The sequence below is a fragment of the Janthinobacterium sp. GW823-FHT01H08 genome (assembly GCF_058797855.1).
In genome coordinates, this window is the sequence record NZ_CM179504.1 from 2,300,237 (window position 1) to 2,325,515 (window position 25,279).

Below are 25,279 nucleotides of genomic sequence, written 5' to 3' on the forward strand. Positions count from 1 at the left end.
TTGCAACAAACTGAGTATATTGTGACTCTTTCATTTATTACAATGAATTGTCTGGTTAGCTGAATGGCCGGGCTGTGGCGCGAGGGACCTCCCTCGCGCTTCCTGCGTGAATCACTGCGTGAATCACTGCGTGATCCACTCTTCCTCATTGAATGAACAGGAGTCATCGATGCACAAATCTCTCATCGCACTGGCCGCAGCCGCCGTGCTAGGCCTTGGCGCCGCATCTTCCGCGCAGGCGGCCACCCAGACCATCAGCTTCAGCGCCGACCGCTCCCTGGGCGCCACCAACTGGTCAGATACCCTGGGCCTGGGCAAGTTCGACAGCAACCTGGGCACCCTGACGTCGATCAAATTCCATCTGGAAGGCGCCGTGCAGGGCAGCGGCCGGACGGAAAGCCTGGACGCCAGCGCGTCGAATGTGACCCTGAGCCTGGCCTCGCTGCTGACCTTGTACCGTCCCGACAACTCTACCTTGCTGGTGGCCAATCCCTTGTTTACGCAGACATTCGCCCTGAGCGCCTTTGATGGCAGCATCGATTTCGCCGGCACCTCGGGTGCCAGCACGGGCCTGCGCTCGAGCACGGGCTCGAATGGCTACACGAGCGCCAGCGCCAGCGACTTCGCCCTGTTTTCCTCGGCGGGCGGCGGTTTGATTTACCTGGGCTTGAATGCCATCGGCTCCTCGATGGGCAGCGGCGCGGGCAATTTGCTGACGCAGTTCCAGACGTCCGCTTCCGGCCGCGTGGCAGTGACGTATGAATACGTGAGCGCCGTGCCGGAGCCGGAAACCTATGCCATGCTGCTGACGGGGCTGGCGCTGGCCGGCGTGATGGCGCGCCGCCGCAAGCCCCGCGCCTGATCAGCGCCGGCCGCGCCCGGCGATCAGCTGGGCGATCTCGCTGAACAGTTCATTGTTCAGCGAGGCGGGCAGGGTGGTGGCCAGGCTGCGGCTGTAATAAGCGCCCAGGTCCAGGCCCAGGCCCAGCCCGCAAATTTCCACGGCGCCCTGCGCTTCGCGGCGCGCCACCACCTGTTTCAGATGCTGCGCCAGGTAAAACTCGTCGTTGGCCAGATTCGTGGCCGTATCCATCGGGCAACCATCTGACACGACGAGCAGGATGCGCCGCCGTTCCGGCCGCGCCAGCATGCGCGTGCACGCCCAGTCCACGGCTTCGCCATCGACGCCTTCGCGGTACAGGTCCGCCTTCAGCAGGGCCGCGATGTCGGGCCGCGCGCGGCGCCAGTTCGTCTCGCCATCCTTGAACACCATGTGCACGAGTTCGTTCAAGCGGCCCGGGTTGGCGGGCGAGCGGGCGCGCATCCAGTCGCGCTTGACGCGGCCCCCGTTCCATGCGCCCGTCGTAAAGCCCAGCAATTCCGTCGTGATGCCCGCCTGATCCAGTGCGCGCAGCAAGATGTCCAGCAGCACGGCCACGGATTCCGCATGCGTCTTCATGGAACCGGAGCAATCGACGAGAAAGGTGACGAGGCAATCAGCCTGGGGCAGAAATTGTTCCTTGCGGAACAAGCGGCGCTCGGAGGGCGAGCTGATCAGCTGCGCCAGGCGCCGGCCATCGATATAACCTTCTTCCTCGCCGAACGACCAGCCGTCGCGCTGGGGCACGGCCAGCAATTGCGTGAAGCGCCGGGCCAGGCGCGCCGTGTTGATGCCCAGGCTGGCGATGCGCGCATCCATGCGTTCGCGGTACTCGAGCAGCAGGGCGCGGCGCACGAGCTCGCCCGCCTTGTCTTCGCGGTCGTAGGCCGTGGAGTACGCCTTGTAGCCGCCAGCGCCATCGCTGAAGGCGCGGCTCTCGCCCAGCGGGGCGGCATCGGGCAGGTGGTCATTGTCGCTGTCGAAATCGAGCAGCAGCTTGAAGGCTGCCTGCGCCTTGGCGTCGCCTGCCTCGTCCTGGCTGCCGTCGCGCGCCGTTTGCGCCTCTTTCAGCATGGCATCGACGGCATGGGCGATGGCCAGCGCGTGGCGGGCAAAGGCCGCCTGGTCGGCGCGGTGGCGGCGCAGGCCCGCCAGGTCGCCGCTCAGTTGCGAGGAAACGGACCAGCGCGTCGCCTCGATGAAATCTTCCGTCTTTTCCAGCACGGGCCGGGCCGTCAGGCGCGACCAGCACATCTGGAACACTGTATACAAGAGCAAGCCCGATGCGCCTTCGGCCAGGCCGGAATCGTGGAACGCGTGCGACCAGGCCGTGAAACGGTGGCGCAGGTTGGCGATGACGCCGGCATGTTGATCTGACGCAAGCGTTTCCACCCGTAACTGTTCCAGCAGCTCGAAGACGAGCCGCGCCACGGGGTCAAGCGGGCACAGCGACTTGTGCAGGGCCGCATCCGTGTGCAGCAGGCGCAGGGCCACGCTGTCGGCCGCGCCGCGCAGCGAGGGCAAATCCTGCAGCGCCGCATCGGGCTGCAGATGGGCCGCGTGGATGGGCAGGGGACGGTGGCCGTCGTGCAGGCGCCGGCCCCGGTAGCGGACGGAGGCAACGCCGCTCAGTGCGCGGATCGCGCCCGCGCACAACTCGTCCGTTTCCTGTTGTTCGCGCGTGTAGGCGGCGGGCGCCGTCGCTTCGGTACTCATGGCGCCGTCGCCAGCAATTCCTCGTTGAAACAGCGCTGGTAATACTCGGCCACCATGGGCCGCTCGGCCTCGTCGCATTTGTTGAGGAAGGACAGGCGGAAGGCCAGGGCCGGATCGCGGAAGATCTGACAGTTTTCCGCCCAGGTGATTACCGTGCGCGGCGACATCAGGCAAGCGAGGTCGCCCGCCGCATAGCCGTGGCGCGTGAGGCTGGCCACGGCCACCATGCTGCTTGCCAGCTGGCGGCCCGCCTCGTCATTCATGGCGGGGACACGCGCCAGCACGATCTCCGTTTCTTCGTCCTGCGGCAAATAGTTCAATGTGGCAACGATGTTCCAGCGGTCGATCTGCGCGTGATTGAGCACTTGCGTGCCGTGGTACATGCCGTTCAGGTTGCCCAGACCCACCGTGTTCGACGTGGCGAACAAACGGAAGTGGGGATGGGGCGTGATGACCCGGTTCTGGTCGAGCAAAGTAAACTTGCCGTCGCGCTCGAGGATGCGCTGGATGACGAACATCACGTCGGGGCGGCCCGCGTCGTACTCGTCGAAGATCAGGGCCACGGGCCGTTGCAGCGACCAGGGCACGATGCCTTCCTGGAATTCCGTCACTTGCTGCTGTTCGCGCAGCACGATGGCGTCCTTGCCGACCAGATCCAGGCGGCTGATGTGGCCGTCGAGGTTGACCCGCACGCAGGGCCAGTTCAGGCGCGCCGCCACCTGCTCGATATGCGTGGATTTGCCCGTGCCGTGCAAGCCCTGCACCATCACGCGGCGATTATGCGTGAAGCCGGCCAGGATGGCCAGGGTCACGTCCTTGTTGAAACGGTAGGCGGGATCGATGTCGGGCACGTGCGGGTCGCGTTCCGTGAAGACGGGCACGAGCAAGTCGCTGTCGATATGGAACAGGCTGCGCACGGACTGCAAGGTTTGCGCTGCGGCGGCGGGGGGATGTTGGCGTGAATCTGGCACCTTGTTCTCCTGTGAAACCGCAGCGTGGACGCTACGGCGGTTATGAATTACCGGTTTGTAATGCGGCGTCGTCGTCCCCGCCCGTCGTCGGCATGGTTTCCGATTCGATGGCGGCCAGGGCTTGCGCGGCGCGTTGCAATGCTGGCAAGAAATGTAAAGCCTTGTCGTGCGTCAAACGGATGATGGGAGCCTGGATCGCCACGGCCAGGTTCGAGCGGCCGTTCGGGTTCGGCACCAGCACGGCCACGCACAGCAGGCCGGGCAGGAATTCCTCGTCGTCCAGCGCGTAGCCGTTGCGGCGCACCAGTTCCAGTTCGCGCTCGAGCTTGACGGGGTCCGTTTCCGTCTTGTCCGTAAAGCGCGTCAATTCCATGTGGCCCAACAGGCGGCGCCGTTGCACGGGCGTCATTTGCGCCAGGAACAGCTTGCCGCTCGACGAGCAGTGCGCCGGCACCCGCGAACCGGGATGCAGGTAGAAGCGCAGCGGGGCCGCCGTTTCCACGCGGTCCAGGTACACCACTTCGCTGCCGCTGAAGGCCGTCAGGTTGCAGCTTTCGCCCACTTCCTCGACCAGCTGGCGCAAGACCATGCGGCGGGCGCCATGGAAAGTGTTGTTAATCAAGAGGTTAGACGCCAGGCGGCGCAGGCGCACGCCCGTGCTGTAGTGGCGGCCGTCGCTTTCGCGCTGCAGCACGCCCACGCTTTCCAGCTGTTGCAGCATGCGGTGCAGGGTGGGCTTCGGCAGCCCCGTTTCTTCCACCAGCGCTTGCAGCGACAGCAACTGGTCTTTTTCGGCAATCACTTCCAGCAAGGCAAACAAACGCATCGTGGGCGTGTCGCCTTCCAGTTTTTCCGGCTCAAGTTTTGGGGATGAAATCATGTCCATGGTGGCCTCGGTTGGGTATCTGAGTGTTACATCAGCTTATTTCATTTTCGAACTCAAATTGTACCGTTTCCTCGAAATTCTGTTTGACTTTTGATTGCCGAACGCTTAAATTGAATTGTATATCAAATTTCGGAACAAAATATACCGTTTTTTGATAAATAAGTTGATAAATACGCTGCAGTTCATTACCACAGACCAGGAGACACCCATGAATGACATGACCGAGCAAAAAGCCGCCGCCGCAGCGGCCATCCCCACCGGGCCGCAAAAGATGACGCCTTCCGAAGCGTTCGTGGAAACCCTGGCCGCCAATGGCGTGACCGACATGTTCGGCATCATGGGCTCGGCCTTCATGGACCCGATGGACATTTTTGCCCCCGCCGGCATCCGCCTGATCCCCGTCGTGCACGAGCAGGGCGCCGGCCACATGGCCGACGGCTATGCCCGCGTGTCGGGCCGCCATGGCGTCGTCATCGGCCAGAACGGCCCCGGCATCAGCAATTGCGTCACGGCCATTGCCGCCGCCTACTGGGCGCACACGCCCGTCGTCATCATCACGCCGGAAACGGGCACGATGAGCATGGGCCTGGGCGGCTTCCAGGAAGCGAACCAGTTGCCGATGTTCGAGGAATTCACGAAATACCAGGGTCATGTGACCAATCCGGCCCGCATGGCGGAATTCACGGGCCGCTGCTTTGACCGCGCCATGTCGGAAATGGGGCCGACGCAACTGAACATCCCGCGCGATTATTTCTATGGCGAAATCAAGGCCGAGATCCCGAAACCGAACCGCCTGGACCGCGGCGCCGGCGGCGAGCAAAGCCTGAACGATGCGGCGGAGCTCTTGGCCAAGGCCAAGTTCCCCGTGATTATCTCGGGCGGCGGCGTCGTCATGGGCGAAGCGATCGAAGAATGCAAGGCCCTGGCCGAGCGCCTCGGCGCGCCCGTCGTGAACAGCTATCTGCACAACGACTCGTTTCCCGCCAGCCACCCGCTGTGGTGCGGTCCGCTCGGCTACCAGGGTTCCAAGGCGGCGATGAAACTGATCGCCCAGGCCGACGTCGTCGTTGCCTTAGGCTCGCGCCTGGGACCGTTCGGCACCTTGCCGCAGCACGGCATGGATTACTGGCCGAAGAACGCGAAGATCATCCAGATCGACGCCGACAACAAGATGCTGGGCCTGGTCAAAAAGATTTCGGTCGGTATCTGCGGCGACGCCAAGGCGGCCGCGAAAGCCATCCTGGCGCGCCTGGATGGCAAGACGCTCGACTGCGATGCCACGCGCGACGCGCGCTATGCCACCGTGCAAGCGGAAAAGGCGGCGTGGGAAGAGGAATTGACGAACTGGACGCACGAGAAAGATGCGTACAGCCTGGACATGATCGAGGAACAGAAGAAGGAGCCGGGAAATTATCTGCATCCGCGCCAGGTGCTGCGCGAGCTGGAAAAAGCCATGCCGGAAGACGTGATGGTGTCGACCGACATCGGCAACATCAACTCGGTGGCGAATAGTTACCTGCGCTTTGAAAAGCCGCGCAGCTTCTTTGCGGCGATGAGCTTTGGCAACTGCGGCTATGCGTTCCCGACCATCATCGGCGCGAAGGTGGCGGCGCCGCACCGTCCGGCCGTGTCGTATGCGGGCGACGGCGCCTGGGGCATGAGCCTGATGGAAACGATGACTTGCGTGCGCCACAACATTCCCGTGACGGCCGTGGTGTTCCACAACCGCCAGTGGGGCGCGGAAAAGAAGAACCAGGTCGATTTCTACAACCGCCGTTTCGTTGCCGGCGAGCTCGACAACCAGAGTTTTGCCGAGATTGCGCGGGCCATGGGCGCCGAAGGCATCACGGTCGACAAGCTGGAAGACGTGGGTCCGGCCCTGAAGAAGGCGATCGACATGCAGATGAATGAAGGCAAGACCACCATCATCGAAATCATGTGCACGCGCGAGCTGGGCGACCCGTTCCGCCGCGATGCGCTGAGTAAACCAATTCGTCATCTGGATAAATATAAAGACTACGTTTGATGCGCTGAGGTTGTTGGATTACGCCCGTTGGGCTAATCCAACCTACCCAACCTACGCAATTTACGCGTGGTGCTGGCGTAGGTCGGATTAGCCGGGCAAAGCCCGGCGTAATCCGACAAAGCGTTGTGACCAAATTCTCACAGATTGTCACGAAAACATCATAATTTCAATAAAGAAGACAAAGCGTCCCGGTAATTGAATTATTTGATTTGACAAGGCCATGCTTAAGGCTTAAATTCAATAAAAGACAAAAAACGGAACGTAGCGTATCAAAAACGATTTACGGAGACCACCATGAACCACCCTGTACCGCACACCGACGCCGTCACCATCGACTTCCTGCAAGCCTTCGGCGATGCCTGGAACCGTCACGATATCGAGGCCCTGATGGCCGCCATGGCCGACGACTGCGAATTCCACGCCGTGGCCGGCCCTGACTTGCTGGGCAAGAGTTTTGTCGGCCGCGACGCCGTGCGCGCCGGTTTCGAGCTGGCCTGGCAAACCTTTCCCGACGCCGCCTGGCTCAACCCGGAGCACTTCGTCAGCGGCCAGCGCGGCGTGACGGAATCGACCTTTGCCGGCACCAAGGCGGACGGCACGCGCATCGAGGCGCGCATGGTCGACATCTTCACTTTCCGCGACGGCAAGATCGCCGTGAAGAACGCCTTCCGCAAGGATCGCCCACCCGTCGTCAAAGCTTAAGCCAGTACGTTCACCGGGAATGATCATGAACAAACCTGTCGACACTCCATCTGACGTACTGGGCAGCAGCACCGCCGCCCGCACGCCCTACGATCCCGCCTTCGATCCGCTGGTGGCCCAGCGCCCCGGCCACGGCAATGCCTACGCGCCCACCTACTGGATCGGCACGGCCGGCGAGCCGCCCGCCGACGACGGTCCCATCACGCATGACATCGACGTCGACGTGGCCATCATCGGCTCGGGTTTTACCGGTCTCTCCTGCGCCATCTTCCTGGCCCAGGAACACGGCATCAAGGCTACCGTGCTGGAAGCGAACCGGGTCAGCTGGGGCTGCAGCACGCGCAACGGCGGCCAGGCGCAATGCACGACGGGCCGCCTGAAGCGCTCGCAATGGATCGCCCGTTACGGCATGGACACGGCCCTCAAATTGCACACGGAAGTGTGCGACGCGATGGAAACCTTCAAGAAGATCACGGCCGACATCGATTGCGACCCGCAGCCGGGCGGCCACCTGTACATCGCCCACAAGGCGAAAGCCATGCCCGCGCTGGAAAAAGAGGCCAAGGTCATGCGCGAGATATTCAAGTACGACGCGCGCATCCTCGACGCCGACACCGTCAAGCGCGAATTCGTCGACGACAAGGAAGCGGCCGGCGCGCTGCACGAGCCGGAAGGCATCGGCATCCACGCGGGCAAGCTGGCGTTCGGCTACCTGCGCAAGGCGCGCGCGCTGGGCGCCAAGGTGCATCCGTCCAGCCCCGTGATGGGCTGGGAAACGCGCAACGGCGTGCACTACCTGCAAACGCCGGGCGGCGTGGTGCGGGCCCGCTCTGTGGCCGTGGCCACGGGCGGCTACACCTCGCCCCACCTGCATGCGCAAGTGAAGAACCGTTTGCTGCCGATCCTGTCGAATTCCATCGTCACGCGCCCGTTGACCCCGGCGGAAATCGAGGCGTGCAACTTCCGCACCCACCAGGTGATCACGGATACGCGCATCCTGCGCCACTACTACCGCCTGATGCCGGACAACCGCGTGCAGATCGGCAGCCGCAGTGCCATCACGGGCGCCGACGCGCCGGACGACAGATATAAACAGTTTTTGATCAATGATCTGCACCGCAAGTTCCCCGCGCTGACCGGTATTCCCATCGATTACTCATGGTGGGGCTGGGTCGACGTCAGCCACGACATGATGCCGCGCATCGTGCAACCGGACCCCAAGCAATCGATTTTCTATTCACTCGGTTACGGCGGCAACGGCGTCATGTACTCGGCGCAGGCGGGACGTCGCATGGCCGAGCGCATCGCGGGCAAGGCCAGCGACACGGGCTTGCCGATCTTCAATTCGAAATTGCCGTATCCCAACATGATGGAACTGGTCGAGTCGCAAGCGTTCGCCCCGTTCCGCCGCCTGGGCCAGCGTTTCCTGTACCGCTGGTATCACTTGAAGGATGAAGTGTTTTAAATAGCAGTAGCCGTACTAAGCCGCCGCATGGTTGACAAAGAGCAAACAGCGGCGCCTCCCGCAAGGGATGAGATTGCCCGAACGTTCACACATAACAATAAATCTTGGAGTGAGACATGAACACATACACGAGCAAAAACGCGAGCAAAACGGTTTTTTCAACGCTGCGCCGCGCCGTTCTCGGCACCCTGGTGCTGGGCGTGGCGGTCGCATCGAGCGGCACGGCCTTCGCGCAGGGCAAGGAAGTAACGATTGCCTACCAGGAAATCAACGGCCCCTTCCTGGTGGCGATCGCCAGCGGCGAAGTGGAAAAGACCACCGGCTATAAAATCAACTGGCGCAAGTTCGACTCGGGCGCCAAGGTGGCCACGGGCATGGCGTCCGGCGACGTGCAGATCGGCGTCATCGGTTCCAGCCCGTTGACGGCGGCCGTCAGCCGCGGCGTCGACCTGCAGCTGTTCTGGATCATCGACGACATCAACGAAGCCGAAGCGATGGTGGCCCGCAATGGCGCCGGCATCAGCAAACCAACCGACTTGCGCGGCAAGAAGATCGCCGTGCCGTTTGTTTCCACCACGCACTTCCACACCATGTTCGCGCTGGAAACGTGGGGCATCAAGCCCACGGAAGTGAAATTGCTCAACATGCAGCCGAACCAGATCGCCGCCGCCTGGGAACGGGGCGACATCGACGCGGCCTTCGTGTGGGATCCGGCCTTGAGCAAACTCAAGCAAAACGGCAAGGTGCTCGTCACTTCCGGCGAACTGAGCAAGAAGGGCAAGGCCACGTTTGACGGCATGGCCGTCGAGCGCGCCTGGGGTGAGGCGAATGCCGATTTCATGGCCAAGTTCGTCAAGGTGATGGCCGCCGCCGATGCCGACTACCGCGCCAATCCGAAGGCGTGGACCATCGATTCCCCACAAGTGAAAGCCAACGTCAAGCATTCGGGCGCGGCTGCCAAGGACGTGGCCGCTTCCGTGGCCCTGTACGCCTACCCATCCTTGCAGGAACAGGCGTCGCCGGCCTGGCTCGGTGGCGGCGCGAAGGGCGGCGTGGCGCAAGCCTTGCTGGCCACGGCGCAATTTTTGAAAGCTGAAGGCAAGATCGACACCCTGGCTCCCGATTACGCCAAATATGTGACACCCAGGTATGCACAGGCCGCCGGCCTGCTGAAGTAAACGTTGTGCGATGGCGCGCCTCCGGGCGCGCTGACTGAACAGAGTGCGTTGAACAGAACTGTGGGGACACGATGGAAAATCTGTACGTCAAGGATGTCAGCGTGATTTATCCGGGCAAGACGGCCGGTGAACGCGTACATGCCTTAAATAATATCAATCTCACCATCAATAGCGGCGACTTCGTCGTCGCGCTCGGTGCTTCCGGTTGCGGCAAGACAACCTTGCTGAGCCTGATGGCGGGTTTTATCGCCCCATCCAAGGGGGAAATCATGCTCGGCGACAATAAAGTGGAAGGGCCGGGCGCCGACCGCGGCGTCGTGTTCCAGAAACATGCCTTGCTGCCATGGCTGAACGTGATGGAAAACGTGGAATTCGGCCTGAAACTGCAAGGCGTGCCGAAAGCCGTGCGGCGCGAACAGGCGGCCAAGAACCTGGCGCTGGTCGGCTTGAAGGACTTTCACGACAATATGATTTATCAGCTGTCGGGCGGCATGCAACAGCGCGTGGGCATCGCCCGCGCCCTGACCAGCAATCCCGCCATGCTGCTGATGGATGAACCGATGGCGGCGCTCGATGCGCTGACGCGCGAAACCATCCAGGAATTGCTGCTCGATATCTGGGCCAAGTCCAGCACCATGTTCTTCTTCATTACCCACAGCGTCGACGAGGCGCTGTTCCTGGCGAACCGGCTGATCGTCATGTCGCCCCGTCCGGGCCGCATCACGCACACGTATGAACTCGATTTCAACAAGCGCTTCCTCGAATGCCGCGATGCGCGCGCCGTGAAATCGAGCCCGGACTTCATCAAGATGCGCGAAACTGTGCTCAACATCATTTATGGCGACGAGCGCGCCGTCAATAAAGAGCTGGAGGTGTCCCATGCATAGCCCATCCGTCGTGGGATTTCCTCCCGCCAGCGCCAAGCGCGCCGGCTTTTTGGGCCGCCTGTTCGCTCCCCGCTGCGCCATGCCTGGCGAAGCGTTCGGCGCGCCGGGGCAGGGCAATTCCAGCCGCATCGCCACCGTCACCGTCATCGCCGTGCTCTTGCTGTGGTTTGGCGTGACGGCCAGCGGCCTCGTGAAACCGCTGTTCCTGCCGTCGCCGCAAGCCGTCTATGAAAAATTCATCATGGCGGCCACCACCGGTTTCGGCGGCGCCACCTTGTGGGAACATACCGTCGCCAGTCTGGTGCGCGTGTTCGGCGCGTTTGGCCTGGCTTGCCTGTTTGCCATCCCCGTCGGCGTGATGATGGGCGTCAACCGCGTGGCGCGCGGCATCTTCGATCCCTTGATCGAGTTCTACCGCCCGCTGCCGCCCCTCGCTTACTTGCCATTGGTTATCATCTGGTTCGGCATCGGCGAGTTTTCGAAGGTCTACCTGATCTTCCTGGCCATCTTCGCGCCGATGGCCATCGCGGCCCGCGCCGGCGTCAGTTCCGTGTCGCTGGAGCAAATCCACGCCGCGTACTCGATGGGCGCCACCCGTTTCCAGGTGATCGTGCACGTGATCCTGCGCGCAGCGATTCCGGAAATCCTCACCGGCATGCGCATCGGCATCGGCGTGGGCTGGACTACCCTGGTGGCGGGCGAGATGGTGGCGGCCACGCGCGGCCTCGGCTACATGGTGCTGAGCGCCTCCGAGTTCCTCGCCAGCGATGTCGTGATCATGGGCATCATCGTGATCGGCTTCTTCGCTTTCCTGTTTGATTTGATGATGCGCTACCTCGAACGTACCCTCGTGCCATGGAAGGGCAAGGTGTAAGACGTTCCCGGGAGTGGCGCTAATGCCACAAGTGTTGCCGCCGCTCCCATTTTTTAACCAGCAATAACTGAGCCATACCCCGTACGTATCCTCCAGCGCGCTTGCCCCTTGGGCGCCGCGCCGGGCCGCTGCATTTCCAGATTGACTTATGGCATGCAGCCAACCAGACTGATTTGATGATGTATCGATGCTGCTTGACGGTGTTGCCCAAATAAAACAAAGCCGCGCGGCAGGAACCGGCCGCAGCAGGCGAGGGCGCACCGGGCTTCAGAGATTTTCAGGAGACAAAAACATGATTAGCGAATCGCATAACAGTACCGGCTTGCAGCACTCGCTGAAGCAACGCCACATGAGCATGATCGCCATCGGCGGCGTGATCGGCGCCGGCCTCTTTGTCGGCAGCGGCGTCATCGCCAAGGCTGCCGGCCCGGCCGCCATCCTATCCTTCCTGCTCACGGGCGGCCTGGTCGTCCTGATCATGCGCATGCTGGGCGAGCTGGCCTCGTCCCTGCCCGTGGTCGGCTCCTTTTACGAATATGCGCGCCTGGCCTTCGACGACAAGCCGAAGGTCTCGAAATTCCTCGGCTTCATGAGCGGCTGGATGTACTGGTATTTCTGGGTCGTCGTCGTGGCCCTGGAAGCCATCGCCGGCGCCAAGCTGGTCAACTTTTGGCTGCCCGATGTGCCCTCGTGGGCCATCAGCCTGGTGCTGCTCGTGTCGATGACGGTGCTCAACCTGTTCTCGGTGAAAGCCTTCGGCGAATTCGAGTTCTGGTTCGCCTCGATCAAGGTGGTCGCCATCATCGTCTTCCTGTTCGTCGGCGCCCTGTTCATCACGGGCAGCTTGCCTAACAGCATCCCAAGCCTGGGCTTTTTGACCAGCCATGGCGGCTTCATGCCGCACGGCTGGGGCCCCGTGCTCAGCGGCGCCGTCGCCGCCACGGCCTTTTATTCGGGCGCCGAGATCGTCACCATCGCGGCCGCCGAAACGTCGGACCCGGCCAAGGCCATCGCCCGCGCCACCAATTCCGTCGTCACGCGTGTGCTGATGTTCTATGTCGGCTCCATGTTTGTCGTCGTCTGCATCGTGCCCTGGGATTCGCCGGCCATCGCCACGCCTTTCGTCAGCGCCCTGACCGTCATGAACATCCCGTACGCGGCCCACATCATGAACGCCATTATTTTGACGGCCGTCCTGTCGGCCCTGAACTCCAGTCTGTACGCCTCGTCGCGCATGATCTTCGCGCTGACGCGCCGCGGCGACGCACCCACGGGCCTGGTCAAGCTGAGCAAGAATGGCGTGCCGATTCGCGCCATCCTGTTCAGCACCTTGTTCGCCTATTTCGCCATTGCCGTCTCGTATGTATCGGCCGACCTGGTCTTCCCCTTCATCGTGAACTCCTACGGCATCCTGATCCTGTTCGTGTACTTGCTCATTGCGATATCTCAATTGCGTTTGCGCCGCCGCCTGGAACGCGAATGCCCGGAACGCATCAAGGTGCGCATGTGGCTGTTCCCCTATCTGACGTATTTCACCATCTTCGCCATGCTGGTGATCCTGGGCGCCATGAGCGTGTCGTCCGATACGGAGCAGCGCGTGTCGTTCTGGTTCGGCCTGTTGAGCGTGGCCATCATGAGCGTCATGTACTACATCAAGAAACTGGTCAACGATGATCGCAACGGCGGCGAAGCGGCCGACACCAAAGTGGAGCTCAAACATGTCTGATATGACTTTGTTGCCTGCAGGCCGGCGCCGCTTCCTGCGCACGACGGCCGCCCTGGGCGCCGCCGCCGTGGCGGGGCCTGGGTCAGCCTTGGCTGCGTCTGTCACCTTGCCGTTTGAAAACGGCGAGCGCGAACTGGTGGCCTTCCCGCAAAAGCGCCCGCTGATCCTGCTGACCAGCCGCCCGCCCCAGCTGGAAACGCCGTTCAGCGTGTTCAATGAAGGCGCGATCACGCCCAACGACGCGTTTTTCGTGCGCTACCACTGGAGCGGCTTGCCCACCAGCATCGATGGCGGCAGCTACCGTTTGCGCATCGGCGGCCTCGTCAAGACGCCACTGGAACTGTCGCTGGCGGAACTGAAACAGCTGGCCGACCCCGTCGACGTGGTGGCCGTGACGCAATGTTCGGGCAACAGCCGCGGCTTTTTTTCCCCGCGCGCGAATGGCGGGCAGCTGGGCAATGGCGCCATGGGCAATGCCCGCTGGACGGGCATCCCCCTGAAGACCGTGCTGGAAAAGGCCGGCATCGCGGCCAGTGCCGTGCAGGTGGCCTTCAACGGCTTGGAAACGCCGCCCGTGGGCGATGGCCCCGACTTCCAGAAAGCCTTGTCCGTCGAGCACATCATGGCGGGCGACGTCCTGCTGGCCTGGGCCATGAATGGCGAAGACATCCCGTTCCTCAACGGCTATCCGCTGCGCCTGATCGTGCCGGGGTTCTATGGCACCTACTGGGTCAAGCACCTGAGCGACATCACGGTGCTCGACAAACCGTTCGACGGCTTCTGGATGAGCACGGGCTACCGCATCCCGGACAACGGTTCCGGTTTCATCGAGCCGGGGACACCGGTGGGCAAGACGACGCCGATCAGCCGCCTGAACGTGCGCTCCTTCATCACCAGCGTGCAAGATGGCGCGCAAGTGAAGGCGGGGCGCGACCTGGCCATGCGCGGCATCGCCTTCGATGGCGGGCAGGGCATCAGCGAGGTGACCGTGTCGGTGGACGGCGGCCAGACGTGGCAGGAAGCAACGCTGGGCAAGGACCTGGGACGTTTCTCGTTCCGCGAGTGGACGATGGTGATGAAGGCGCCGCGCAAGGGCAAGCATGTGCTGATGGTGCGCGCCGTCAACCGCATCGGCCAGAGCCAGCCGATGAAAGCCCTGTGGAATCCCATGGGTTATATGCGCAACGTGGTGGAAACCACGCGCATTCAGGCAGTGTGAGGAGAACCGGATGCTGATCAGAACACTCGCCACCGCCGTGGCCTTGATGCTTGCCGGCAGCGCCGGCGCACTGGAAATCCAGCTGCCGCCGGAAACGGCGGCCTATAAACCCAGCGAATTGCCCGGCTACCAGCTGGTGCAGCGCAACTGCATGACGTGCCACGCGGCCCAGTATGCATCGAGCCAGCCGCCCGCTTCGCCGCGCGCTTACTGGGAGGCGACCGTCAAGAAGATGAAAAAGCCGTTCGGCGCCCAGTTTGACGACGCGGACATGCCGGCCATGGTCGATTACCTGGTGAAAACCTATGGCGCGGAGCGGGACGCCGCCGCGCCTGCCGCCGCAGTGAAGCCCGCCGCAGCCGCTGTCCCTGCCGCCAGCGGCAAGGATGTGAAAACCTTGCTGGCGGCAAATGGCTGCATGGCATGCCACGCCCTCGACCAGAAGGTGGTCGGCCCCGGCTTTGCGGAAGTGGCCGCCAGATACAAGGGCCAGGACAGCGTCGCTGCCGTGGCGGCCAACATCCGCAATGGCGGTGCCGGCAAATGGGGCCCCGTGCCCATGCCGCCATTCAGCCAGCTTAGTGTAGCCGATGCGGCCACGCTGGCCAAATATGTGCTGTCCAGATAAGACCCGGCCAACGCGGCCGCGTCGCTGATCTTCTCTTCCTTTCCGCCGGCATCCGGCGTGGCCGATGCCTGCCACGCCGGTTTTCCTCGCCGCGATCATATGCGCCGCCCGCTCCCCGCGTGACCGCCAAAAATAAGTTTTCATTCCTAATATTTATTCATTGATTATCTATTTTTTGCAAGAATGTGACATGTTAATTTGCAGCAAAAAAGTGTGTCATCAGATGAACATGCACATATGTAAAAAATAACATTGTTTTATATTGTGATAATGCCAATCTCTTGTTCATTTCGCATCCATGGCGCGCTCATGGAATAGCATGTCGATAGTGACATTGATGCAATTTTGTTGTGTTATGACAACGAATTTCTTGCCGGAAAGGCGCATTTTCACGGTGTTTTGCGAATTTTAAGGGCATCCCAGTCGAGACCGCACCAATGTGGTGAAAGAGCTCATCAGATAGGTATTTTCTCGCCTGATGACGGGCTAAAATGGGTCAATGTTGCTGATGGGAATTTATTTTTTTGTTGTCATTGTATTTGACAATGATGCTAAAAAAATACTTCCTTTGCAGCTCTTGTATTCCCCGTCAGCACAGCCGCCAGCGGCTTGCCTGGCGCGGGCGCGCCGCCTGAAAGGATGACCTTGAACACCAAATTACTTCCATTGACCTTGCTGGCGCTGATCCAGACCGCCTGGGCCGTCGATCCTCCGGGCGCAGGCAGCCAGCTGCAGCAGATTCCCGCCGCGCCCCAGCTGCCGAAAGCGCCGCCAGCCATCCGCGTACAGCAGGGCAATGTGCCGGCCACGACGGTGGGCGATACCACGCGCATCACCGTACAGCGCCTGCGCATCACGGCGCCGCCCGTCTTTGCCGAAAGCGAACTGGTCGCCGCCACGGGTTTCGTGCCCGGGAGCGAGCTGACTCTGGGCGAATTGCGCACCATGGCGTCAAAAATTGCCAGTTATTACCAGAACCATGGCTATTTTCTTGCGCAGGCCTATCTGCCGGCGCAGGATATCGAGGATGGCGTCGTCGCCATCGACGTGCTGCCGGGCCGTTATGGTCAGGTGCAGCTGCGCAATCAGAGTACGCTGTCCGACGGCCTGGCCGGCACGATACTGGCCGGGCTCGACGGGCAAGTGATCGCCACGCCGCCGCTGGAGCGGCGCTTGCTGCTGTTGTCGGACTTGCCGGGCGTGCAGGTGAGCTCGACCCTGGCGCCGGGGGCGTCCTTGGGCGCGTCCGACCTGATCGTCGACGTGCAGCCCGGTTCGCGTTTCAACGGCAGCATCGACCTGGATAACCAGGGCAACCGCTACACGGGCCGCAACCGCATCGGCGCCACCCTGAACATCAACGAGCTGGCCGGCCTCGGCGACGTGGCCACCGTACGCGCCTTCACTTCGGCCGACGGCTTGAACTACGGCCGCCTGGCCTACCAGGGACAGGCGGGCCTGTTGCGCCTGGGCGGCGCCTACACGTATATGGATTACAAGCTGGGCAAGGAATTTGCCGTGCTCGACGCCAAGGGAACGGCGAAGATCGCCAGCGCGTATGCCAGTTATCCGCTGATCCGCTCGCGCAGCAACAATCTGTATGCGCAAGTGAGCTACGACGACAAGAAATTCCAGGACAGGACGGAATCGACGGGCAGCGTCAACGACAAGACAGCCAAGGTGTGGATGCTGAACCTGAATGGCGATGGCAAGGACGGCTGGGGCGGCGGTGGCGTGAGCACGTATTCGGTGACCTACACCACGGGCAAGATCGATATCGAGACGCCGGTGGCCTTGCTGATCGATCAGCTGACGGTGAAAAGCAACGGCCACTTCAACAAGCTTGCCTTCAATGCGGCGCGCGTGCAAAGCCTGGGCGGCGAGACCAGCTTGTTCGGCGTGATCAGCGGCCAGGCAGCCTCGAAAAACCTCGATGTTTCCGAAAAGATGGGCATCGGCGGCGTGGGCGGCGTGCGCGCCTATCCGGGCGGCGAGGCGTATGGCGACCAGGGCTATGTGCTGAATGTGGAATTGCGCCAAAACATCACGGCGTTCACGGCGTTTCCCGGCCAGCTGCAGGTGCTGGCCTTTGCCGACACGGGCACCGTCAAGCTGAACCGCGACGCCTGGGGCGCGGGCGAGAACCGCCGCACCCTGAGCGGCGCCGGCGTGGGCGTGACGTGGACGGGCGCCAATGCGCTCGTCCTGAAGACGTATTACGCGCACAAGCTGGGCAATGCCAAGGCGACTTCCGCACCGGATGCGGCAGGCCGTTTCTGGCTGCAAGCCATTAAATACTTCTAATTAAGACAAGTTAATACAATCAGGACACTGCCATGAACCGCATCTACCGCTCCATCTGGAACCAGGCCACCGGCGCCTACGCCGCCGTTTCCGAAAACGTCAAATCCGCCGGCAAGCGCTCGCTGCCCGGATGCAGCGGGGGCGGGGCGCATTTTGCCTTGACCGGCATGGCGGCGGCGCTGATGCTCGGTTATGGCTCCTTGGCGCTGGCGGGGCCGGCGGGCGGCACGGTGGTGGCGGGCCAGGCAACGATCAATGGCGCACCGGGCGCCACGGTGATCAGGCAGGGCAGCCAGAACGCCGTGATCAACTGGGCCAGTTTCAATATCGGCAAGGGCGAATCGGTGCAGTTCCAGCAGCCCAACAGCAACGCGGTTGCCCTGAACCGCGTGCTGGGCGGCGACGGTACTACCATCCTGGGCAACTTGTCGGCCAACGGCAAGGTGTTCATCGTCAATCCGAACGGCATCCTGTTCGGCCAGGGCGCGTCCGTGAACACGGCCGGGCTGGTGGCGTCCACCCTGGACATCAGCAACGCCGACTTCATGGCGGGCAAGTACCAGTTTTCCGGCAATGGCACGGGGAAAGTCCTGAACCAGGGCAGCATCAGCGCGCCGGGCGGCTATGTGGCCCTGCTGGGCGCGCACGTCTCGAATGAAGGCACGATCCAGGCACGTCTGGGTTCGGTAGCCCTGGCGGCGGGCAAGGCGATCACCCTGGACGTGGCCGGTGACGGCTTGCTCAATGTGGCCGTCAACGCAGGCGCCGTGGGCGCTTTGGTCAACAATGGCGGCCTGATCCAGGCCGATGGCGGCAGCGTGGTGCTCACGGCGCAGGCGGCGGGCGACTTGCTGAAAACCGCCGTCAACAACACGGGCGTAATCGAGGCGCACACGATAGCCACGCGCGGCGGCACGATCAAATTGCTCGGTGACATGCAAAGCGGCACGGTGAACGCGGCCGGCACCCTGGACGCCAGCGCGTCCGACGGCGGCAATGGCGGCTTCATCGATACTTCGGCCGCGCACGTGAAGATCGACGATGCGCTGAAGGTGACGACGGCATCGAGCAAGGGCCTGGCCGGCACCTGGCTGATCGATCCGACCGACTTCAATATCGCTGTTTCCGGCGGCGACATGACGGGCGCTTTCCTGAGCAACTCCTTGAAATCGGGCAATGTGCAAATCCAGAGCGTGTCAGGCGGCAGCGGCACGCAGGGCAACATCAACGTCAACGACAACATCAACTGGACCGCCAACAAGCTGACCCTGACGGCACAGAACAACATCAACATCAACAAGGCCATGCGCGGCGCAGGCACGGCCAGCCTGGCGCTCGAATACGGCCAGAGCGGGGTCGCCGCCGGCAATCTGTCGACGTACAACGTCAAGGCCGAAGTGGATTTGCCATCGGGCAATAACTTCAGCACCAAGCTGGGCAGCAATGGCAGCGTGACCGTGTATCAGGTGATCAACAGCCTGGGCGCCTTCAACAGCACCACCGGCAGCGACGTGCAGGGCATGCAGGGCAATTTGTCCGGCAAGTACGTGCTGGGCAGCAATATCGATGCGCGCGGCACCTCTGGCTGGGATGGCGGCAAGGGATTTGCGCCCATCGGCAGCGATGCGGCGCCTTTCACGGGCACGCTCGATGGCCTGGGCCATGAAATCGTGGGATTGACGATCAACCGCCCTGAAGTGCCTGTTGGGATGTTCGGCAATATCGGCGCTGCAGCTGCCGTGCGTAATATGGGTTTTAGCGGCGTCAGCGTTGCCGGATCGGCCGCCAACTATAGCAGCACCTATGCGGGCATAGGCGCACTGGCTGCCGTCAACAGCGGCAAGATCGATAATGTGTATAGCAGTGGTGCCGTGAGCGGCTCCGGTTATGTCAATCTGGGCGGACTGGTGGGCATCAATGCCGGAACGATCAGCAATAGCCGCGTCTCCGGCACGGTCGTCTCCGCGGGCGATCCCGGGCCGGGCGGCTACGGCGCGGCAGGCGGCTTTGTGGGCCTCAACGCCGTAGGCGGCTTGATCAAGAACAGTTCCAGCTCCGCCACCACCAGCTCCACGCGCTACGTGGCGGCCGGGCTGGTGGTCACCAACTCCGGTGCGATCAGCGATAGCTATGCGACGGGCACCGTGAACGCAGGAGCCAACTATGGCGGCGGCCTGGTCAGCTTTAACAATGGCAGTATCAGCAATAGTTACGCGACCGGCGCGATGAACGCCTCGGGCAGTGCCGGCGGCCTGGTGGGAACCAATAACAGCGGCAGCGCGACCATCAGCAATAGCTACGCGACGGGCAAGGTCACCTCCACCGGCGGCTATGTCGGCGGCCTGGTGGGCCTGTTGCGTGGAACCTTGAGCAACAGCTATGCGACGGGCGACGTGCAGACCACCGGGCTGGCCGGCGGCGTGGTCGGCTACAACGTGGGCGGCACCATCACGAATGTCTATACCACCGGCAAGGTGACGGGCGGCGGCGCCAGCGTGGGCGCCATTGTCGGCGAGCACAATTCGGGCTCCGTCAACCGCGCCTATTTTGACAGCACGATCAATTCCGGCCTGAATGGCATCGGCCAGAGCTTCAATGGCGCCACCTCAAACGCGCAAGGGCTGAGCACGGCGCAGATGCTGGTATCGAGTAATTATGTGGGGTTCAATTTCACGACCACGGGCGGCGCCACCGGCAATAATTGGGTGGCGGTCAGCGCCGACGGCACCCTCAATGGCGCTGCCGGCACGCGCCCCATGCTGGCGTCGGAGTGGTCAAATACCATCAATTCGGCGCACCAGCTGCAATTGATGGCGATGAACAAGACAGCCACCTACACGCTGGGCAGCAGCTTCAGCGCCGCCACGACGGCGGCCAATGGCCAGGATATCTGGGGAACCACTGGCTTCATCCCCGTCGGCACGGCAGGTTCGGCCTTCACGGGCAGCCTCGACGGCACCGGCCATATCATTTCCAGCCTGACCATTGCCAAGGCGGGCGTGAACAACGTGGGCCTGTTCGGCGCCATCGGCAGCGGCGGGGTGGTGGCGAATGTGGGCTTGTCCGGCGGCAGCGTAGCGGGCGGCACGAATGTGGGCGCCCTGGCCGGCAGCAATGCCGGCACGATCAGCGGCAGCTTTGCCACCAGCGGCGTGACGAGCACGTCCACCGGAGGCGGCCTGGTGGGCAGCAATACGGGCACGGTGGCGGACAGCTATGCCAGCGGGGCCGTGAGCGGCACCAGCATCGTCGGCGGCCTCGTCGGCAGCAATGGCGGCAGCATCGCCAACAGTTATGCGAACGGCAGCGTGAGCGGTTCCAGCAATGTGGGCGGCCTGGTGGGCGCCAGTACGGGCAGCACTACGGGCAGCTATTGGGACACGACGGCCAGCGGCCAGGCGAATAGCATGGGCGGTACCGCCATGACGACGGCGCAGCTGAAAAACCTGTCGAATTACACGGGCGCCGGCTGGGAACTGGCGCAGATGTGGGTGGTCTACGACGGACAGAGCGCGCCTTTCCTGCGCTCGTTCATGAAGCAGATCGCCGTGCGCGTTTCCTACGACAGCAAGGTGTATGACGGCGTGGCCTACGCAGGCGGCAGCAATAGCGTCACCTACTCGAACACGGTGGATGGCGCCAGTCTGTTGGGCACGCCCGTGTATGCGGGCAATGCCGCCGGCGCCGTCAATGCGGGCACCTATGGCGTGTCGGCCAGCGGCCTGTACGCTTCGGGCGGCCAGTCCGGCTACGCCATCAGCTATATCGATGGCGGCCTGTTGATCACGCCCAAGTCCGTCACCCTGAGCGGCGCGGCGGTGGGCGACAAAGTGTACGACGGCACCACCGTGGCCGCCATCAGCGGCACCCTGAATGGCGTGCTGGCGGGCGACCTGGCCAATGTCAGTTCGACCGTGAATGGCACGTTTGCCAGCAAGAATGCCGGCAACGGCATCGCCGTGACAGTCAACGCGGCCCTGGGCGGCAGCGCCGGCGGCAACTATGCGCTGGTGCCCGTGAACGGCTTGACGGGCAATATCAGCAAGGCCACCATCAGCGGCGTGAGCGGCATTGTTGCTGGAAATAAAGTATATGACGGCACTGCCACGGCCAGCCTGAACACGGCGGGCGCCACGTTCGCGGGCATGATCGGTGGCGACAGCCTGAGCGTGTCGGGCGCCAGCGGCAGTTTTGCCGACAAGAACGCGGGCACAGGCAAGACGGTCAGCATCAGCGGCATCGTGCTGGGCGGCACGGATGCCGGCAACTACAATTTGACCGGCACCACGGCCAGCGGCACAGCCGATATCAGCAAGGCCACCATCAGCGGCGTGACCGGTATCGTTGCCGGAAATAAAGTGTACGACGGCGGCGTGGCCGCCAGCCTGAACATGGCTGGGGCGTCGTTCACGGGGATGGTGGGCGGCGACAACCTGACGGTCTCGGGCGCCAGCGGCAGTTTTGCCGACAAGAACGCCGGAAATGGCAAGACGGTCAATATCAGCGGCATGGTCCTGGGCGGCACGGACGCTGGAAATTATGATTTTACCAACGCCACGGCCACCAGCACGGCCAACATCAGCCAGGCCACCATCAGCGGCGTGAGCGGTATTGTTGCTGGAAATAAAGTGTATGACGGCAGCACGGCCGCCAGCCTGGATGCGGCGGGCGCCACGTTCGCGGGCATGATCGGTGGCGACAGCCTGAGCGTGTCGGGCGCCAGCGGCATTTTTGCCGACAAGAATGCAGGCACAGGCAAGACGGTCAGCATCAGCGGCATCGTGCTGGGCGGCACGGATGCCGGCAACTACAATTTGACCGGCACCACGGCCAGCGGCACAGCCGATATCAGCAAGGCCACCCTCAGCGGCGTGACCGGTATCGTTGCCGGAAATAAAGTGTACGACGGCGGCGTGGCCGCCAGCCTGAACATGGCTGGGGCGTCGTTCACGGGGATGGTGGGCGGCGACAACCTGACGGTCTCGGGCGCCAGCGGCAGTTTTGCCGACAAGAACGCCGGAAATGGCAAGACGGTCAATATCAGCGGCATGGTCCTGGGCGGCACGGACGCTGGAAATTATGATTTTACCAACGCCGCGGCCACCAGCACGGCCAATATCAGCAAGGCCACCATCAGCGGCGTGAGCGGCATTGTTGCTGGAAATAAAGTGTATGACGGCAGCACGGCAGCCAGCCTGGATGCGGCGGGCGCCACGTTTGCGGGCATGATCGGTGGCGACAGTCTGAGCGTGGCGGGCGCCAGCGGCAGTTTTGCCGACAAGAATGCAGGCACAGGCAAGACGGTCAGCATCAGCGGCATCGCGCTGGGCGGCACGGATGCCGGCAACTACAATTTGACCGGCACCACGGCCAGCAGCAGCGCCGATATCAGCAAGGCCACCCTCAGCGGCGTGACCGGTATCGTTGCCGGAAATAAAGTGTATGACGGCAGCACGGCCGTCAGCCTGAACACGGCTGGCGCCGCTTTCAGCGGCATGGCCGGCGGCGACAACCTGACGGTATTGAACGCGACCGCCTCCTTCAGCGACAAGAACGCGGGCAATGGCAAGACGGTCAATGTCAGCGGCATCGTGCTGGGCGGCACGGACGCAGGCAATTACAACCTGGCCAGCGACACGGCCAGCAGCAGTGCCAATATCAGCGCCAAGGCGCTGACGCTGACGGGCTTGACCGGCAACAATAAAGTCTACGACGGCACAGCCAGTGCGAACCTGACCGGCGGCACCCTGAATGGCCTGGTCAGTTCGGAAACCCTGGCCTTCACTGTCCAGGGGGCAAGCTACAGCGACAAGAACGCGGGCACGGGCAAGGCCATTACGGTGGGCGGCGTGACCTTGAGTGACGGCAGCGGCCTGGCCGGCAACTACACGCTGAGTACGCCAAACGGCATGACGGGCGATATCGCGAAGGCAACGATTTCCAGCATTAGCGGTTTGAGCGCCCTGGACAAGATCTATAACGGCAACCTCAACGTCAGCCTCAGTCCCGGCCAGGCGGTGATCAACGGCAAGATTGCCGGCGACGATGTGCAATTGTTCAGCGCGAGCGGTGCATTCACGGATAAAAACGTGGGCAGCAACAAGGCCGTCAATATCACGAATATCACCTTGTCCGGCAGCGATCTGGTCAATTATGACTTCCTCAACAATACGGCCAGCGCCACGGCCAGTATCACGCCCAAGGCCGTCACGCTCTCCGGCGTGACTGCCGGCAATAAAGTCTACGATGGCACGACAGCGGCAGTCTTGTCGGGCGGTACCCTGACCGGCATGGTCGCGGATGAAACGCTGGGCTTCAGCGGCGGTGTCGGCAGCTTTAGCGACAAGAATGCCGGTACCGGCAAGGTGGTGACCATCAGCGGCGCCAGCTTGCAGGATGGCACTGGCCTGGCCAGCAATTATGCCTTCAGCAGTCCCGCCAACGTGAACGCCGACATCAGCAAGGCGACCATCAGCGGCGTGACGAACGTGGGCGTCAACAACAAGACCTATGATGGCTCGGCCATGGCCACGCTCAACGGCGCGGCGACCTTCAATGGCATGGTGAACGGCGACAGCCTGACCGTGGCCGGCAACGGCGCCTTCAGCGACAAGAATGCGGGCACGGGCAAGACGGTGGCGGTCAGCGGCATCACCCTCGGCGGCGCCGATGCGGACAATTACAACCTTGCCAGCACGGTTGCCAGTGGCACGGCCAGCATCACGCCGGCGTCCATCAGCGCTATTTCCGGCATCGTGGCGGCAAACAAGGTGTATGACGGCGGCACGGCGGCCAGCCTGAATCTGGCGGGCGCCAGCTTCAATGGCATGGTGGCCGACGACGTCCTGAGCCTGGCCGGCGGCCCCGTCCTTGGCGCGTTCAGCGACAAGAATGCGGCAACGGGCAAGGCCGTGAATATCAGCGGTCTGGGCCTGGCCGGCGCCGATGCGGGCAATTACGTATTGGCCAGCAGCCTGGCCAGCACCACGGCCGATATCACGCCGGCGGCCCTGACGGTCAGCGCCACCGGCATCAACAAGGTATACGACGCCACCACGAACGCCGCCGTTTCCTTGCGCGACAACCGTATCGGCAATGATCAGCTCAATATTGCCAGCAATGGCGCCAGTTTCAGCGACAAGAATGCGGGCGCGGGCAAGACGGTGACGGTGGCGGGCATACGCCTGAGCGGGGCGGATGCGGGCAATTACGTGGTCAACACCACGGCCAGCACCACGGCCACGATCTCGCAGGCACTGCTGACGGTGAAAGTCGACAATGTGGCAAAAGACCAGGGACGCGCCAATCCCGACTTCAGCGCCAGCTACAGCGGCTTGCTCGGCGGCGACACGCTGGCCGCCGAAGTGAGCGGTCAGCTGGCCTTCGGCACGCCGGCGACGACGGCTTCCGCGGCAGGCAATTATCTGGTCTCGGCCTCGGGCCAGGCGTCGACCAATTACGCCCTGAATTATGTGGACGGCGTGCTGAAAGTCAATCCGACGGAAGCGCTGCAAAGCGCCGTTGCGAACGTGATCGCGGCTGTTGCCGTGGCGCCGTCGCAGGGCAATATGGTGCAGGCCGACATGATCGTCAGCGGCGAGACGGCGCCAGGCAAGCCTGCCGCCGCGCAGGATGCGCCGCGCGAGGGAGAGAAGGGTGGCTCGGGCAGCGCACCGCTGGTGCAACTGGCCGGCAACGTCGTCAGCAATGTCTTGCCAGGCCTGCGCCTGAGCGTGGTGGACAGCGGCTTGCGCTTGCCGGTTGAGGTTTCCGTCGGTACGCGCCAGGACAGCCAGTAAGGTCCGCCGCGTCACCAG

At 62.8% G+C, this 25,279-nt stretch carries 15 protein-coding genes; 12 read left to right on the forward strand and 3 right to left on the reverse strand.

Annotation, left to right across the window (positions count from 1 at the left end; all coding sequences use genetic code 11):
- Positions 1 to 169 precede the first annotated feature (169 nt).
- A complete protein-coding gene (locus tag AC3RCG_RS10325; RefSeq protein WP_492405142.1) occupies positions 170 to 862 on the forward strand; it encodes a choice-of-anchor E domain-containing protein in 693 nt (230 codons plus the stop codon).
- Here the strand turns inward: AC3RCG_RS10325 and AC3RCG_RS10330 are convergent, their stop codons facing one another.
- Genes AC3RCG_RS10330 through AC3RCG_RS10340 form a run of 3 tightly spaced genes read right to left on the reverse strand, consistent with a single transcriptional unit; the run spans position 863 to position 4,447 of the window.
- The gene (locus tag AC3RCG_RS10330) at positions 863 to 2,596 is read right to left on the reverse strand and encodes a cobaltochelatase CobT-related protein (protein ID WP_492405140.1); all 1,734 of its coding nucleotides are present in this window, start codon (positions 2,594 to 2,596) and stop codon (positions 863 to 865) included.
- Entirely contained in the window at positions 2,593 to 3,567 is a 975-nt protein-coding gene (locus AC3RCG_RS10335; protein ID WP_492405138.1) for an AAA family ATPase, read from the reverse strand. Before AC3RCG_RS10335 ends, AC3RCG_RS10330 begins: the two co-directional genes overlap by 4 nt.
- Before the next feature lie 40 nt (positions 3,568 to 3,607).
- On the reverse strand, positions 3,608 to 4,447 hold the full coding sequence (locus tag AC3RCG_RS10340) for an IclR family transcriptional regulator (protein ID WP_492405136.1): 840 nt from the start codon (positions 4,445 to 4,447) through the stop codon (positions 3,608 to 3,610).
- 223 nt (positions 4,448 to 4,670) lie between these two features.
- On the opposite strand from AC3RCG_RS10340, the gene xsc reads away from it, so the two are divergent.
- From xsc to AC3RCG_RS10395, 11 genes are all read left to right on the forward strand, one after another.
- Entirely contained in the window at positions 4,671 to 6,479 is a 1,809-nt protein-coding gene (gene xsc / locus AC3RCG_RS10345) for a sulfoacetaldehyde acetyltransferase (RefSeq protein ID WP_409028763.1), read from the forward strand.
- A 294-nt stretch (positions 6,480 to 6,773) separates the two neighbouring features.
- The gene (locus tag AC3RCG_RS10350; RefSeq protein WP_070290384.1) at positions 6,774 to 7,181 is read left to right on the forward strand and encodes a nuclear transport factor 2 family protein; all 408 of its coding nucleotides are present in this window, start codon (positions 6,774 to 6,776) and stop codon (positions 7,179 to 7,181) included.
- A gap of 25 nt (positions 7,182 to 7,206) precedes the next feature.
- The gene (locus tag AC3RCG_RS10355) at positions 7,207 to 8,646 is read left to right on the forward strand and encodes an NAD(P)/FAD-dependent oxidoreductase (protein WP_070290394.1); all 1,440 of its coding nucleotides are present in this window, start codon (positions 7,207 to 7,209) and stop codon (positions 8,644 to 8,646) included.
- A gap of 116 nt (positions 8,647 to 8,762) precedes the next feature.
- Entirely contained in the window at positions 8,763 to 9,824 is a 1,062-nt protein-coding gene (gene tauA, locus AC3RCG_RS10360) for a taurine ABC transporter substrate-binding protein (RefSeq protein ID WP_070219221.1), read from the forward strand.
- Positions 9,825 to 9,895: 71 nt separating this feature from the next.
- The gene (locus AC3RCG_RS10365) at positions 9,896 to 10,711 is read left to right on the forward strand and encodes a taurine ABC transporter ATP-binding protein (protein ID WP_070219220.1); all 816 of its coding nucleotides are present in this window, start codon (positions 9,896 to 9,898) and stop codon (positions 10,709 to 10,711) included.
- Between the two features lie 79 nt (positions 10,712 to 10,790).
- The gene (locus tag AC3RCG_RS10370) at positions 10,791 to 11,585 is read left to right on the forward strand and encodes an ABC transporter permease subunit (RefSeq protein ID WP_070219225.1); all 795 of its coding nucleotides are present in this window, start codon (positions 10,791 to 10,793) and stop codon (positions 11,583 to 11,585) included.
- A gap of 292 nt (positions 11,586 to 11,877) precedes the next feature.
- Positions 11,878 to 13,311, forward strand: a complete 1,434-nt coding sequence (locus AC3RCG_RS10375; RefSeq protein WP_070313152.1) for an amino acid permease — start codon at positions 11,878 to 11,880, stop codon at positions 13,309 to 13,311.
- A gap of 1 nt (position 13,312) precedes the next feature.
- A complete protein-coding gene (sorA, locus tag AC3RCG_RS10380; protein WP_492405151.1) occupies positions 13,313 to 14,530 on the forward strand; it encodes a SorA family sulfite dehydrogenase catalytic subunit in 1,218 nt (405 codons plus the stop codon).
- A 10-nt stretch (positions 14,531 to 14,540) separates the two neighbouring features.
- The gene (sorB, locus tag AC3RCG_RS10385; RefSeq protein WP_099410671.1) at positions 14,541 to 15,158 is read left to right on the forward strand and encodes a SorB family sulfite dehydrogenase c-type cytochrome subunit; all 618 of its coding nucleotides are present in this window, start codon (positions 14,541 to 14,543) and stop codon (positions 15,156 to 15,158) included.
- 645 nt (positions 15,159 to 15,803) lie between these two features.
- Positions 15,804 to 17,462 carry a ShlB/FhaC/HecB family hemolysin secretion/activation protein gene (locus AC3RCG_RS10390; RefSeq protein WP_257218108.1) on the forward strand — a complete coding sequence of 553 codons (1,659 nt, stop codon included), beginning with the start codon at positions 15,804 to 15,806 and terminating at the stop codon, positions 17,460 to 17,462.
- 32 nt (positions 17,463 to 17,494) lie between these two features.
- Complete coding sequence (locus AC3RCG_RS10395; protein WP_492405132.1) at positions 17,495 to 25,261, forward strand: YDG domain-containing protein; 7,767 nt, start codon at positions 17,495 to 17,497, stop codon at positions 25,259 to 25,261.
- The last annotated feature ends 18 nt before the right edge of the window (positions 25,262 to 25,279 follow it).

Excerpts from the sequence above, each read along its gene's own strand:
- AC3RCG_RS10355 (WP_070290394.1), top strand. The coding sequence starts at position 7,207 with ATGAACAAACCTGTCGACACTCCATCTGACGTACTGGGCAGCAGCACC.
- AC3RCG_RS10340 (WP_492405136.1), bottom strand. The coding sequence starts at position 4,447 with ATGATTTCATCCCCAAAACTTGAGCCGGAAAAACTGGAAGGCGACACG.
- AC3RCG_RS10350 (WP_070290384.1), top strand. The coding sequence starts at position 6,774 with ATGAACCACCCTGTACCGCACACCGACGCCGTCACCATCGACTTCCTG.
- sorA (WP_492405151.1), top strand. The coding sequence starts at position 13,313 with ATGACTTTGTTGCCTGCAGGCCGGCGCCGCTTCCTGCGCACGACGGCC.
- AC3RCG_RS10325 (WP_492405142.1), top strand. The coding sequence starts at position 170 with ATGCACAAATCTCTCATCGCACTGGCCGCAGCCGCCGTGCTAGGCCTT.
- sorB (WP_099410671.1), top strand. The coding sequence starts at position 14,541 with ATGCTGATCAGAACACTCGCCACCGCCGTGGCCTTGATGCTTGCCGGC.
- tauA (WP_070219221.1), top strand. The coding sequence starts at position 8,763 with ATGAACACATACACGAGCAAAAACGCGAGCAAAACGGTTTTTTCAACG.
- AC3RCG_RS10395 (WP_492405132.1), top strand. The coding sequence starts at position 17,495 with ATGAACCGCATCTACCGCTCCATCTGGAACCAGGCCACCGGCGCCTAC.
- xsc (WP_409028763.1), top strand. The coding sequence starts at position 4,671 with ATGACCGAGCAAAAAGCCGCCGCCGCAGCGGCCATCCCCACCGGGCCG.
- AC3RCG_RS10330 (WP_492405140.1), bottom strand. The coding sequence starts at position 2,596 with ATGAGTACCGAAGCGACGGCGCCCGCCGCCTACACGCGCGAACAACAG.
- AC3RCG_RS10375 (WP_070313152.1), top strand. The coding sequence starts at position 11,878 with ATGATTAGCGAATCGCATAACAGTACCGGCTTGCAGCACTCGCTGAAG.
- AC3RCG_RS10370 (WP_070219225.1), top strand. The coding sequence starts at position 10,791 with ATGCCTGGCGAAGCGTTCGGCGCGCCGGGGCAGGGCAATTCCAGCCGC.
- AC3RCG_RS10365 (WP_070219220.1), top strand. The coding sequence starts at position 9,896 with ATGGAAAATCTGTACGTCAAGGATGTCAGCGTGATTTATCCGGGCAAG.